12 protein-coding genes and 1 pseudogene are annotated in these 12,716 nt (G+C 58.3%); 7 read left to right on the top strand and 6 right to left on the bottom strand.

Translation table 11 applies throughout. The features are described 5' to 3' along the window. Positions 1-81: 81 nt before the first annotated feature. The gene (pdxR, locus tag ACTNBY_RS05420; RefSeq protein ID WP_441063708.1) at positions 82-1,512 is read right to left on the bottom strand and encodes a MocR-like pyridoxine biosynthesis transcription factor PdxR; all 1,431 of its coding nucleotides are present in this window, start codon (positions 1,510-1,512) and stop codon (positions 82-84) included. Between the two features lie 145 nt (positions 1,513-1,657). Between pdxR and pdxS the strand changes: the two genes are divergently transcribed. Both pdxS and pdxT read left to right on the top strand, forming a co-directional pair. Continuing rightward, positions 1,658-2,548, top strand: a complete 891-nt coding sequence (gene pdxS / locus ACTNBY_RS05415) for a pyridoxal 5'-phosphate synthase lyase subunit PdxS (RefSeq protein ID WP_022094325.1) — start codon at positions 1,658-1,660, stop codon at positions 2,546-2,548. A 20-nt stretch (positions 2,549-2,568) separates the two neighbouring features. Further along, positions 2,569-3,156 carry a pyridoxal 5'-phosphate synthase glutaminase subunit PdxT gene (gene pdxT, locus ACTNBY_RS05410; RefSeq protein WP_441048504.1) on the top strand — a complete coding sequence of 196 codons (588 nt, stop codon included), beginning with the start codon at positions 2,569-2,571 and terminating at the stop codon, positions 3,154-3,156. A gap of 391 nt (positions 3,157-3,547) precedes the next feature. On the opposite strand, the gene ACTNBY_RS05405 is transcribed toward pdxT, so the two are convergent. Further along, the gene (locus ACTNBY_RS05405; RefSeq protein ID WP_441063707.1) at positions 3,548-4,447 is read right to left on the bottom strand and encodes a hypothetical protein; all 900 of its coding nucleotides are present in this window, start codon (positions 4,445-4,447) and stop codon (positions 3,548-3,550) included. A gap of 214 nt (positions 4,448-4,661) precedes the next feature. Here ACTNBY_RS05405 and ACTNBY_RS05400 point away from each other — a divergent pair, with 214 nt between their 5' ends. After that, entirely contained in the window at positions 4,662-5,072 is a 411-nt protein-coding gene (locus ACTNBY_RS05400; protein ID WP_154517072.1) for a peptide deformylase, read from the top strand. Between the two features lie 226 nt (positions 5,073-5,298). Here the strand turns inward: ACTNBY_RS05400 and ACTNBY_RS05395 are convergent, their stop codons facing one another. Next, positions 5,299-6,780 carry an aminotransferase class I/II-fold pyridoxal phosphate-dependent enzyme gene (locus ACTNBY_RS05395; protein WP_427747912.1) on the bottom strand — a complete coding sequence of 494 codons (1,482 nt, stop codon included), beginning with the start codon at positions 6,778-6,780 and terminating at the stop codon, positions 5,299-5,301. Between the two features lie 202 nt (positions 6,781-6,982). Beyond that, the gene (locus tag ACTNBY_RS05390) at positions 6,983-7,840 is read right to left on the bottom strand and encodes a LysR family transcriptional regulator (protein ID WP_441063706.1); all 858 of its coding nucleotides are present in this window, start codon (positions 7,838-7,840) and stop codon (positions 6,983-6,985) included. A 118-nt stretch (positions 7,841-7,958) separates the two neighbouring features. On the opposite strand from ACTNBY_RS05390, the gene ACTNBY_RS05385 reads away from it, so the two are divergent. The 3 genes and pseudogenes from ACTNBY_RS05385 to ACTNBY_RS05375 all read left to right on the top strand — a co-directional run bounded on the left by ACTNBY_RS05385 (position 7,959) and on the right by ACTNBY_RS05375 (position 9,481). Further along, positions 7,959-8,870, top strand: a complete 912-nt coding sequence (locus ACTNBY_RS05385) for a DMT family transporter (RefSeq protein ID WP_427747886.1) — start codon at positions 7,959-7,961, stop codon at positions 8,868-8,870. 267 nt (positions 8,871-9,137) lie between these two features. Continuing rightward, positions 9,138-9,278, top strand: a pseudogene (locus ACTNBY_RS05380) (KUP/HAK/KT family potassium transporter); the annotation flags it as partial. A 41-nt stretch (positions 9,279-9,319) separates the two neighbouring features. Beyond that, a complete protein-coding gene (locus ACTNBY_RS05375) occupies positions 9,320-9,481 on the top strand; it encodes a hypothetical protein (RefSeq protein ID WP_441041849.1) in 162 nt (53 codons plus the stop codon). Positions 9,482-9,560: 79 nt separating this feature from the next. On the opposite strand, the gene bsh is transcribed toward ACTNBY_RS05375, so the two are convergent. After that, complete coding sequence (gene bsh / locus ACTNBY_RS05370; RefSeq protein WP_427719772.1) at positions 9,561-10,526, bottom strand: choloylglycine hydrolase; 966 nt, start codon at positions 10,524-10,526, stop codon at positions 9,561-9,563. A gap of 243 nt (positions 10,527-10,769) precedes the next feature. Continuing rightward, complete coding sequence (locus tag ACTNBY_RS05365) at positions 10,770-11,189, bottom strand: peptide deformylase (RefSeq protein ID WP_154517060.1); 420 nt, start codon at positions 11,187-11,189, stop codon at positions 10,770-10,772. Positions 11,190-11,382: 193 nt separating this feature from the next. Between ACTNBY_RS05365 and ACTNBY_RS05360 the strand changes: the two genes are divergently transcribed. Beyond that, positions 11,383-12,696 carry an NCS2 family permease gene (locus ACTNBY_RS05360; RefSeq protein ID WP_441063704.1) on the top strand — a complete coding sequence of 438 codons (1,314 nt, stop codon included), beginning with the start codon at positions 11,383-11,385 and terminating at the stop codon, positions 12,694-12,696. The last annotated feature ends 20 nt before the right edge of the window (positions 12,697-12,716 follow it).

Here is a 12,716-nt window from a genome sequence, read left to right as displayed (position 1 = left end):
GATGATCCCACTTCTCAAAACCACAGGTAGATAGCTTGTTACAAAACTGTCTGGTCGCCAAAGTGCCAAAAGTCTACTCACTTAGGTTACAGAGTGCCCCATTAGCTGCGATTCCAGGGTATTAAGCACCTCCGGACTCAGGTCGTCATACTGGACAAGAATTTGAGTTGAGTTTTCAGGGACAGATGCGCCATCGGCGCACCAATAACAGTTACTGATGTCGATAAAAGGGATGCTCGAGCGCGTGAGGGCCTGCGCAAAAGAGCTTCCGCCCGTTCCCCGCTCCGCAACCACGGTGCAGTAAAGGCCTGCGTCTGCATGCTCGATCGAAACCTCTCCTGCTGGAAACGCATCCCGTACAAGCGCCGCCAGGCCATCACGCGCCTCACGAGCACGAACGCGCATGCGGTTCACATGTCGCTCGTAATCACCCGATTCCAGCAAACGAGCCAAAGCGACCTGGTCGACAGAGCTCACCGACGAGGCGTAGAAACCAAGGTTGCACCTAAACCGCTTCATCAGCTTATCGGGCAACACCATGTACGCTAGACGCAACGCCGATGAAAGGCTCTTCGAAAACGTGTTGGTGTAGATAACCGATTGAGCGGCATCGATCGAAGCAAGCGCGGGAATCGGCTTGCCGGCCAGACGAAACTCGCAATCAAAGTCATCTTCGATGAGATATCGACCTGGTCGCTCGGCGGCCCAGCTCAGCAGCGCATAACGACGCGCAATGCTCGTCACAAGGCCGGTCGGATACTGATGGGACGGCATCAGGTGAAGGACATCGGTCCCCGTTTTCTGCAGAGCGCTCAAGTCTACACCCTCATCATCCAACGGGATATGTCGAACTTTGCAACCCATAGCCTGATAGATGCGCGTCAAGCGCAAATAGCCCGGGTCCTCAACAGCATACACCTTGTCGGCTCCAAGCAACTGAACCAACATGGTATCGAGCAGCTGGGCGCCTGCGCCGATAACAACGTTGTTGGGGTCGACATTCATGCCCCTTGTCCCGCGCAGATGGTGGGCAATTGCGCGTCGTAGCCGAGTGGTGCCCTGTGCCGGCGCGGTCGAAAAGATTTCGCTCTCGTCTTCGGATGCCAGCGTCGCCCGCAGCGCGCTTTGCCAAAGCCGCGCCGCCTCCAAAGCAGAAGGAGAAAGTGCATCGAATCGCTCGACCTGTCCGTTGACATCATGCGCGCCGGAACCCGCAGAGACGGCATCCCGGTCGATGCCCTCTACAGCCGAAGCCAAAACCGGTGCATCCGGAAGCTTGCAAGCGTAGTAACCACGACGCGGCATTGAGCAAATATAGCCCTCGGCAAGTAACTGGCTATATGCATTCTCGATGGTAATGACACTGATTCCCAGATGATTGGCAAAGGCGCGCTTAGACGGAAGATGCTCCCCCGCCGCAATGCGTCCAGCAACGATATCATCTCGAATTTGCTGGTAAATATACTCATAGAGCGATGCTTCGCCGCGTTTTTCCAAATTGTAGTCAAGCATGAGTTTATCACCTGACCTTATTGAGTCATTCAATCTGGTATTAGTCTGGCCTTATTATTATCTCGAAAACTGAGTATTTCGCCATACCCAGCTCCCCGATAGGATGTTCCGTCAAGCAATGCACATGCCAACCAAGGGAGCAACCATGGCAGAACAGACCAGCAAGGCAGATCGCGTCAAACTCAATCGCGAGCTCGCGCAGATGCTCAAGGGCGGCGTCATCATGGACGTCACCACGCCCGAGCAGGCACGCATCGCCGAAGAGGCGGGCGCCTGCGCCGTCATGGCACTCGAGCGCATCCCGGCCGACATCCGTGCCGCAGGCGGCGTCTCACGCATGAGCGACCCCAAGATGATCAAGGGCATCCAAGAGGCCGTCTCCATCCCCGTTATGGCCAAGTGCCGCATCGGCCACATTGTCGAGGCGCAGGTCCTGCAGGCCATCGAGATCGATTACATCGACGAGTCCGAGGTTCTCTCCCCTGCCGACGACGTCTATCACATCGACAAGACCCAGTTTGACGTGCCGTTTGTCTGCGGCGCCCGCGATCTGGGCGAGGCGCTGCGCCGTGTTGCCGAGGGCGCCACGATGATTCGCACCAAGGGTGAGCCGGGTACGGGCGATGTCGTCCAGGCCGTGCGTCACATGCGCAAGATCCAAAAGCAGATCCGCGACGTTGTTGCCCTGCGCGATGACGAGCTCTTTGAGGCAGCCAAGCAACTGCAGGTTCCGGTCGAGCTGGTGCGCGAGGTCCATGCCACGGGCAAGCTTCCCGTCGTGAACTTTGCCGCCGGCGGCGTAGCGACTCCCGCCGACGCCGCGCTGATGATGCAGCTGGGCGCCGAGGGCGTCTTTGTGGGCTCGGGCATCTTTAAGAGCGGCGACCCGGCCAAGCGCGCCGCCGCCATCGTCAAGGCCGTGGCAAACTTCACCGATGCCAAACTCATCGCCGAGCTTTCGGAGGACCTGGGCGAGGCCATGGTGGGCATCAACGCCGACGAGATCGAGATTATCATGGAGGAGCGCGGGCGCTAGTCCGGCAGAAAGGATCGCCCATGAGCGATTATGCAGACCAAACGGTCGCCGTGCTGGCGGTCCAAGGCGCTTTTGCCGAGCACGAAGCAAGACTATCCGAGCTGGGCGCACACTGTATTGAGCTGAGGCAGGCGGCCGATTTGCAGCAGAACTTTGACCGTCTGGTACTTCCCGGCGGCGAGTCCACCGTTCAGGGCAAGCTACTTGCCGAACTCGATATGCTCGAGGATCTTCGTACCCGCATTGTTGAAGGCATGCCTGTACTGGGAACTTGTGCCGGTCTGATTCTGTTGGCGCGCGACCTTGCCGCCCACGATGACAAGGGGACACCGCGCTTGGCAACCATGGATATACTCGTTGAGCGCAATGCCTATGGCAGGCAGCTCGGCAGTTTTCGCACCAAGGGGCAGGTAGGCGGTATCGACGGTGAAGTGCCGTTAACGTTTATCCGTGCACCCCGCATCGTCGAGGTGCACGGCAATGCCAAGGCCCTAGCCGAAGTCGATGGCCGCATCGTCGCCGCCCGTCAAGACAATCAGCTCGGCGTTACCTTCCACCCCGAGCTCGACGACGACACCCGCCTCCACGAGCTCTTCCTCCAAATGTAGGCAGAAAACAAACGAACGTGGATTTTCGGACGCATAGCAAATGAGAGTGGAAATCTCGCACTTTGAGCTTGGATGCAGGCTCAAACCGGGAGATTATCCACTCTCATACTATGTAGTCGTTGGGGACGTTCTCAACGACTAGTCAAACAAGAACGTCCCCAACGACTAGTCATTTAAGAACGTCCCCAATGACTACCTTTTTGGCAAGTTTGAATCAAGGCGACGCCGATGTTTTGACACCGACAGCGAGCGCCCACCAGAGCGAATAAATTGGCATGAAAAGAGGACGGCATAGACCTTCTGGTCATGCCGTCCTCTTTGAATGACAAGTTGTCGCTCTGGTGGGCGCGCAGCGTCAACTAGTTACGCGGTTCGTAGAACCGCGTAACCCCTAAAAACGGTTGCCGCGGAAGCCACCGCCGTTGCGGCCGCCACGGTCGCCGCCTCGACCGCTGCGGTCGCCGCCACGGTTGCCGCCGAAGCCGCCACGGTTGCCACCGCGGTCGCCATAGCCACCACGGTTGCCGCCAAAGCCGCCGCGACCGCCACGATCGCCGCCACGGTCACCAAAGCCGCCACGGCCACCGCGACCACCACGGTCGCCGCCACGGCCACCGCGGTCGCCAAAGCCGCCGCGACCGCCACGGTCGCCGCCACGGCCACCACGGTCGTCACGGCCGCCGCGAGGACCGCGATCCTCGTCCAGACCCATGGCGACGAGCGGAGCGATAACCTTATCGAGCGCGGCCATCAGCTCGGTGGCCTCCTCGTAAGAAAGCTCGGGCAGGAGCTTCTCCTTCTTGTTGGCAAGCTCGACCAGGCCCTCAGCGGCATCCTCGGCAGCGAAGACGACGATCTTGCGCATATCGCCCTCGGCGTTGTCGATGCGGCCGACCAGATCGGCAGCCTCGGCCTCGGCCATCAGGCCATCGAGCTCACGAAGACGCATGCCCAGCAGATCGGACATTTCCTTCTGCTCCATCTTGGGCTTGAGGTCAAGGAGCTTGATGGCGCGCTCGATGTTCGCCATACGCTCGGCCTTGGCCTCCTCCTCCTTGGAAATAGCAAAGCGACGGCTACGCAGCAGGCGGGCGGCCTTCTGCATCTTGTCCATCAGCTCTTCGTCATCGTAATCAACGGCGGCCTCGACAACCTCGGCCTCCTCCTCGGCGGAAACCTCGTCAGCAGCCTCAACCTCGGTAGCTTCGGTCTCCACGGTCTCGACTGCATCGACCTCGGCAGCCATGGTCTCGTTCTCGGTCTCGTTCATGATCTCTTCGTTCTCGGACATGAGACTCCTTCTTGGCCCTCTCGGGCATCATCGCCCCATTCGCGGGGCCCGTCGCGCACTCTTTGCGCTTTAAACATTCATGCCTCTCGGCAAAACGTTCCTTAGTTTATGGTGTCGCCATCCAATCTAGCTGCAGAATCTATGTGCACACATTAATGCGACATGTCGCGGTATCATGGCCTGAACCAAACGTGTCCACCTTAAGGAGCCCGCCATGATTAAGCCCATCATGAAATCCGAGTTCTTTTTGCGCCTGCCTTCCGAAGACGCAGGGCCCGACGATGCCGTGATCGGGCAGGACCTCCTGGATACGCTCCACGAGCATGAGCACGAGTGCGTGGGGCTCGCCGCCAACATGATCGGCGTGCGCAAACGCATCATCTGCGTAAAGGACGGCAACAGGACGCTCCTGATGTACAACCCTCAAATTCTTGAGCAGGTCAATGCCTATCAGACCAGCGAAGGATGCCTCTCGCTGATCGGCGAGCGTCCCTGTACCCGCTATCGTCGCATTAAGGTGGAGTATTTGGACGAGAACTTCGTCCACCGCATCAAAAACTTCTCGGGCTACACCGCCGAGATCATCCAGCACGAAATCGACCACTGCAACGGCGTCGTTATATAGTTCCGCGAGTCAAGGAAAATGATCTGTTTTCCTCCGTCCCCTTTGGATCATGGTAACGACGCAGGCTGAGCACACGACAGCGAGCGAGCCGCATTTGCGCCAAGGTGACGTGAAATGAGAGGGCGCTGACCTTCTGGTCGCGCCCTCGAAATTGAACGTCAGATTGGCGTGAATGCGGCTCGCGTAGCGTCAAGCGGTCCGCCGTTCGGTAGAACGGCGGAACCAATTAGGACTGGCGGTAGTGATCAAAGAAATCGGCGAGGTCTTCGAGCGACTCTTTGAGCACTTCCATGCGCGGCAGGTACACGATGCGGAAGTGATCGGGCTCAGCCCAGTTGAAGCCGCCGCCACGCGTGATGAGGATCTTCTTCTCGTGCAGCAGGTCGAGGGCAAACTGCTCGTCATCGGTGATGTTGAACTTTTTAACATCCATCTTGGGGAAGATATAAAACGCCGCACGCGGCTTGACCACCGAGATGCCGTCGATCTTGCTGAGCGCCTCATACACAAAGTTGCGCTGCTCGTAGACACGACCGCCGGGGCGGATGTAGTCGTTAACCGACTGATGGCCGCCAAGCGCCGTCTGGACGATCGACTGGGCCGGCACGTTGGAGCACAGGCGCATGTTGGAGAGCATGTTGATGCCCATGATGAAGTCGCTCATGCAGCGCTGGTTGCCCGAAAGCACCATCCAGCCAATGCGATAGCCCGCGATCATATGCGACTTGGACAGGCCGCTAAACGTAATGCAGGGCAGGTCGGGGGCGAGCGATGCAATGGAGACGTGCTCGTAGCCGTCCATGCACAGGCGGTCATAGATCTCGTCGGCAAAAATCATGAGCTGGTGCCTGCGCGCGATCTCAACGATGCCCTCGAGCACCTCGCGCGGATAGACAGAGCCCGTGGGGTTGTTGGGGTTGATGATGACGAGGGCCTTGGTCGCGCTCGTGATCTTGGACTCCATATCCTGCAGATCGGGATACCAATCGGCCTGCTCATCACACAGATAGTGCACGGGATGTCCACCGGCAAGAGTTGCGCACGCCGTCCACAGCGGATAATCGGGGCTGGGAATCAGAATCTCGTCGCCATTGTCGAGCAGCGCGTTCATCGAAAGCTGAATGAGCTCGGACACGCCGTTGCCCGTGTAGATATGTTCCATCTGAACATTGGGCAGGCCCTTGATCTGCGAATACTGCATGATCGCCTTGCGCGCAGAGAACAGACCGCGCGAGTTGGAATAGCCTTCGCAGTCGGGCAGCTGCTGGCGCATGTCCTTAATGACCTCATCGGGCGTGCGGAAACCAAAGGGCGCCGGATTACCGATGTTGAGCTTGAGGATGCACTCGCCTTCGTCCTCCATACGGGCTGCCTCGTCGACAACGGGGCCGCGCACGTCATACAGAACGTTCTCGAGTTTGGTGGATTTAGAAAAAGTACGCATGGTGGTGCTCCTTGCAATTTGATCTGAGGGATGGGGTTCGGGCTTGGAAACGTTGTGGGTCGATGATGTCTCGCCTTGATCGGCGTCACCGGCGAGCAGCCAGGTAACATCGACCTCCAAAATGCGGGCGAGCAGCTCTGCCACATCGCGCCGCGGAATCGTCTTGCCGCTCACATATTGGCTCATCTGACTCTTGCCGAGTTTTTTGCCGAGCATCTCCGATGCGCGGATTACGTCCGACTGGCGAACGTCGCGATCGGACATAGCCTGTCGCAGGCGATCGCTAAACGTCTCTTGGGTCACAGGAACCTCCTTGCTGGCAAAGTTCAATTTATAGTACACGAATTGAACCAAGGTTCAATTTAGCAAGCAGTATAGCGCCGTGCTATTTCTAAAAGTTCAATTTCAAAAATAACATGACCCGAACCTCAAGATTTATCCCAAGGCGGTAACGACGTGCGCCCATTTAGAGGTATTCGAGAAAACGGGCGGCGGCAAGCGAAACATCGGCCGTTCGATATATGGCGTTGATCTGCCGATGGGGATGCTCTTCGAGCGGACGCACGGCAACATCGAACTGACAGCGGCGCATGATGAGAGCGGGAAGTATGCTCACACCCAGGCCGTCCTCGACCATAGCCATAATCGCATAGTCATCCCAGGTCGACAGTTTTGAGTGCACTGCCAGTCCCGCCCGACGAAACAGCGGCGTAATCTCGTCATCGGTGCCGCGTTCTAGCAGAATAAACTGCTCGTTGGCCAAGTCGGCAAGAGAGACGACCTCCGCCGTGGCAAACAACGAGCCTGACGGCACTACCGCCATTAACTCGTCACGCACCAAAGGCAGCGATGTCATGCCGTTTTCTCGGGGCTCACGAGGGATAAAGCCCAGATCGCAGCGACCCTCTGCCACCCATTGTTCAATCTCTGAATAGTCGCCCATCAGCAACTCGTAATCGACGTCTGGATGATCAGCACGAAAACGCGCAATCACCGGCGGCAGCACGTGGGTCGCCACGCTCGAAAACGTACCGATGCAGATTTTGCCGCGCATGAGCCCTCGCATCTCATCCACCCGTCGCTGCAAGCGAACGAATTCCTCGCAGAGCGCCTCGACAGCCGGCATGACCTGCCGCCCGTCGGCAGAAAGAGCAACACCTTCACGACTGCGGTCGAGTACCTTAAAGCCCCAATCGGCCTCAAGATCGGCCACCATGCGGCTCACGCCCGATTGCGAGTAGCTCAGGCGCTCGGCAGCACGCGTAAAGCTTCCAGCGCGCACGGTCTCCAGCAGCACCTGCATCTTTTGAATATTCGTTTCCACGACATGCCTCCACCTTTGCACGAGTTTTTGTCATGTTTTCCATGCATTATATTCGCTTTTCTTCTAAAGCCAGTTCAACCATAGTGAATATGCACGGATATAGAGGGGGCGGCAGCGCATGAACAACGGATTGATTACGTATTTAGCAGCATTGTTGTTGTTTGGCTCCAACGGCATCATCGCTGCGGCCATCGCACTCCCGAGCTCCGATATCGTGCTGCTACGCACTTTTCTGGGAGCCCTTTCGCTTGTCGCCATCCTCGCCATTACCCAGCGCCATAAGCTGCAGGCGCCTTCTCGCCCCCGCGAAGCCGCAGCCCTCCTCCTCTCGGGAGCCGCGCTGGGCGCCAGCTGGATCTTTCTGTTCCGTGCTTATCAGACGATCGGCGTCGGCGTTTCTTCGCTGCTGTACTACTGCGGTCCCATCATCGTCATGGCTCTCTCGCCGTTTATCTTTGGCGAAAAACTAACCGGTGGCAAAATCGCCGGGTTTATCGCAGTCGCCTGCGGCGCTTTTCTCATTGCAGCGCAAGGTCTAGGCGGCAATATGCCCATTGCGGGCATCGTCTGCGGAATCGCCTCGGCCTTCTGTTATGCATTGATGGTCATCGCCAGCAAGGGCGCGCCGCACATCGAAGGCCTCGAGAACTCCGCGCTCCAGGTGAGCGCCGCCTTTGTGACCGCGCTGGTCCTTACACTCGTCACCCAAGGCACCCCCTCATTCCTGTCCGCCAGCATCGCCGCAACCATCGATTGGCGCGCCGTCGCTATGCTCGGCGTCGTCAACACCGGCATCGGTTGCCTGCTCTACTTTAGCGCCGTCGCCAAACTGCCCGTGCAGACCGTCGCTGTCGTCGGCTACCTCGAGCCGCTTTCGGCCGTCGTGTTCTCGTCCGCCCTTTTGGGCGAAGTCATAACACCGGTCCGCCTGATGGGCGCCGTGCTTATCATCGGCGGCGCGATCTTTTGCGAACTCGCCGGTAAACGCTCAGGCGCCAAGACCGGTATCGCTCAGGCAGCACGCGTCTAAAAGTTCCCTCTTCAGTTTCAAAGCAGGAGCGCGTCCGCAGTTATTACATTGCAGCAAAGCCATACAGCGGATGCGCCCCTGTTTTGAAATGCTACCTGCGTACATAAATAATCCCCAGATGGGGATTATTGTCTAAAATTACCCGATGTGCCAAACAGCTCTTGTATGTATAAAGACGGCATAAAAGTTATCTGTCCAAGACAGATAACCGGATGTCCAAGGGAGTCCACGTGGCGCACGCCAAACTGGAGGCAAACCTCCAAGACCAGCACGGTCAAGTACGTGGTAATCGCCATGAAGGCCGACAACCACAACGAGAGCGGCATCTTCGCCCTGTTTAGCCTGGTGCGCAAAGTGGCGCCGTGGCTGATCCTACCTGCCATGATCGGCGGCGCGGCGCTGCTCGCCCATAACTCCAGCTCGAAGTTCAGATCGAGGAAGCCGAGGAAATGGATGTCGATATCTTCTCGAACGACCTTGTCAACGGCAACGAAGCCGGTAGGGACATGAACGTCGACCCCACCGAGCTGCTCAGGAGCGTCGCCGATACGCCCGAACAGCAACAGCTCGACGGCCTCGAGAGCGAACAACTCAACGACGCCAACTTCTAACGACGTCGCGCGTCGACGACAGCGGCCCTGCGCCTCACAGGAGGCGCAGGGCCGCTTTGCATTGCAGTAAAAACGCCGGCTACGAACGACGCGGCTCGGGAACCACGAGCCTATCGGGGCTCGCGCCCTCAGCATCCATCAGGCTCACGTAGCGAATCGACGGATCCTCATACGTTGAGTAATAGTAATTGCCCGTGCGCGCGCTAAAGCATCCGGTGTAGATAGTCTTCTCGAACTTGCCGTCACCCATCTTGGACGCACCCTCGATCATCGCCACCCCCTCGAGCGAGCGGAACATGCGAATGACGTTCTCGGCCTCGCTGTCTTTTTGCGGGTAATTGGCATTGAGGTATGCCGCCTTTACAAAACGGCTCGGCGAATAGCAGTCACCCGGAATACCGCGCATGCCGGCACCCGCGCCATAGGGCTTGAGCTCGGCGCCACGCCATGTCGCCGTCTGAGGAAAATCGCTTGTGGCGGTGATATAGGTGCGCAGGTTTTCCATGTGCCACGGGAAGGTCGGTTGATTGGCAAGGGTGTCGACCGGATCGTCGTATACATGCAAACCGTCAGCCATCATCTCGACCACGATGCTGCGTCGGCTGTCGCCGATAATCCAATGGAGCAGCGACACACCCAGCCCCTCTCCGGCAGATTTGGCAACAATCACCGTGTCGCGCAGCGCAGCCTCGACCTCGTCGACCGTCGAGAACGTCGCTGCCACCCACAGGGGAAACTCATAGGCTGCGATATTGGTCTTGCCATCAACCGGGTCCTCGGCATACTCGGCATAACCGGGAAAGTTGAGCCCTGCCACAGCCAGACCCGCATCGTTACCACAGTCGAAAAACATAGGATAGTTCTTGTAATCGATGCACATGCCAATTACCGCGTGTGCCGCCGACGCATCGTCGATAAACGAATACGGGATATGGAACCCGCGGGGCATCACGCGAACCTGTTGGCCGTAGCTAAAGCTCCAGTCGAGGTTGCGACCCAGATACATGTTGCCGGAATTATCGGTAAATCGAATGCTCGTGCACATGGCGCCTCCTAGCCATACGTCCTTGTTAAGCTCATTGTTACCAAACAAATAGGCGCTAAACACAAAGGTCCGGACATGACAATAACGTCACGTCCGGACCACACAAGCAAGATAAACTCAACCAAGTCAACCTCGCAGGTCGTCTAAGGGGTCAAAATACCGCAGATTGTCACGAAAGAGGAGCGAAGCGTACTTAAGGTACGCGAGCGACGCTTGAGCGGCAAGGTGCGGGCTTTGGTCCCCTTAGACCAACTTTCCAAGACAGTGATCGATCATATGCTGGATCATTTGTGCCTCAAAGCCCGTGTAGTCGCGGCGGCACTCCTTCATCTTGCCGTCGACGATCTGGTCAAAGGCAACCTTGCACTTGATATAGCGCGTGGACTTGGTGATTTCGTCGTGCGTCAGGCAGCTCTCCTCCATCTTGCTGGCGCCCAGGCCAAACACCAGACGGGGGTTGTAGAGCACGTGGGGCTCGCCGGCGTCGTCCAGATAGACGCAGACCTTCTTGGTGACGCCAATCTGGTTGGCGGCAAGGCAGCCGGCGTCCTCGAGCGACTTGATGGTGTCGATCAGGTCCTGTGCGACCGACTCGTCCTCAACAGTCGCAACCTCGCAACGCTGGGACAGGATAGCCTCGTCGCGGCAGAGCTCTTTAATCATACGTTCCTCCAAAGAGTTCAATGTAACTGCTTAAGTATACGGTACCTACACATTTTCATGCGAAAAATACCGTCCGCCTGTTACAAAGCGCCGAACTTCAACATGCGAGGAACATCGACCTTCCAAAGGCGATATAGTAGGTAAGTTCGTGTCAATCGGCCTAAACTCGGGGCCGAACAAGGAAAGGGTATGCATGGACGAACTTTTTCACGTCAGCGAGCGCAAGTCCACAATCGGGACCGAACTTCGCGCTGGACTGACAACATTCCTGGCGATGGCCTACATCATCGCCGTCAACCCTGCGGTGCTCTCGGGCGCTGGCATCGATGCGGGAGCGCTCGCCTGCGCCACCTGTCTGGGCGCCGGCATCATGACCATCTGCATGGGCATCTTCGCCAACCGCCCGCTCGCCTGTGCGTCGGGCCTGGGCATCAACGCCATGATTGCGGGCATCACCGCCACCATGTGCGGCGGTGACTGGCACGTTGCCATGAGTGTTATCTTCCTCGAAGGTATCATCATCTTGCTGCTCGTCCTTTGCGGCCTGCGCGAGGCCATCATGGACGCCATCCCCGTGGTCCTGCGCCACGCAATCTCGGTGGGTCTGGGCCTGTTTATCGCCATGATCGGCCTGTGCGACGCCGGCATCATCACCGCTGGCACCGGTACGCTCGTCGGCCTGGGCGACATCGCCTCCCCCACCTTTATCGTCGGCATCATCTCCATCGTCGTAACGGTTGCCCTTGCTTCCCGCAACGTGCCGGGCTCGCTGCTCATCGGCATCATCGTCGCCGTTATCGCCGGTATCCCGCTGGGCGTCACCCATGCGCCCGAGGGTCTCATCGCACCGCTCGACTTCTCGACCTTTGGCGCCCCGTTTGCCAGCACTGCTGATGGCAACATGGCCATCGTGAAGGTCCTGACCGACCCGATGCTGCTCGTCGTTGCCTTCTCGCTGCTCATGAGTGACTTCTTCGACACCATGGGCACTGCGATGGCCGTCGCCAAGCAGGGCGAGTTCTTGACCGAGGACGGCAATGTCGAGGACATCCGTCCCATCCTGGTCGTCGACTCCGTGGCCGCCGCTGCCGGTGGCTTTATGGGCGTCTCCTCCATCACCACCTTCGTCGAGTCCACCTCTGGCGCTGCCGACGGTGGCCGCACGGGCCTCACCTCCGTCACCACCGGCGTGCTGTTCCTTCTCGCCGCGTTCTTCTCCCCCATCGTCACCATCGTTTCCAGCGCCGCCACCTGCGGTGCTCTGGTCTACGTCGGCTACCTCATGATGAGCGAGGCCTCCGAGATCGACTGGTCCGACGTGTCGCAGGGTTTCCCAGCGTTCATGATTGTCGCCGGCGTGCCCTTCACCTACTCCATCTCTGCCGGCATCGGTCTGGGCTTTATCGCCTTCGTGGTCGTCGCGCTCTTTAAGGGCGAGGCCTCCAAGATCAAGCCGCTCATGTGGATCGCAGCACTCGCCTTCCTCGTCTACTTCTTTGTAGCGTAAGGGCAAAGCTGCCAAAGCAA

The sequence above is a fragment of the Collinsella sp. HCP28S3_E12 genome, from assembly GCF_052065595.1.
Classification (GTDB): Bacteria; Actinomycetota; Coriobacteriia; order Coriobacteriales; family Coriobacteriaceae; genus Collinsella.
The sequence above is the reverse complement of the archived record's forward strand: the minus strand, read 5'-3'. Positions and strand labels throughout refer to the sequence as shown.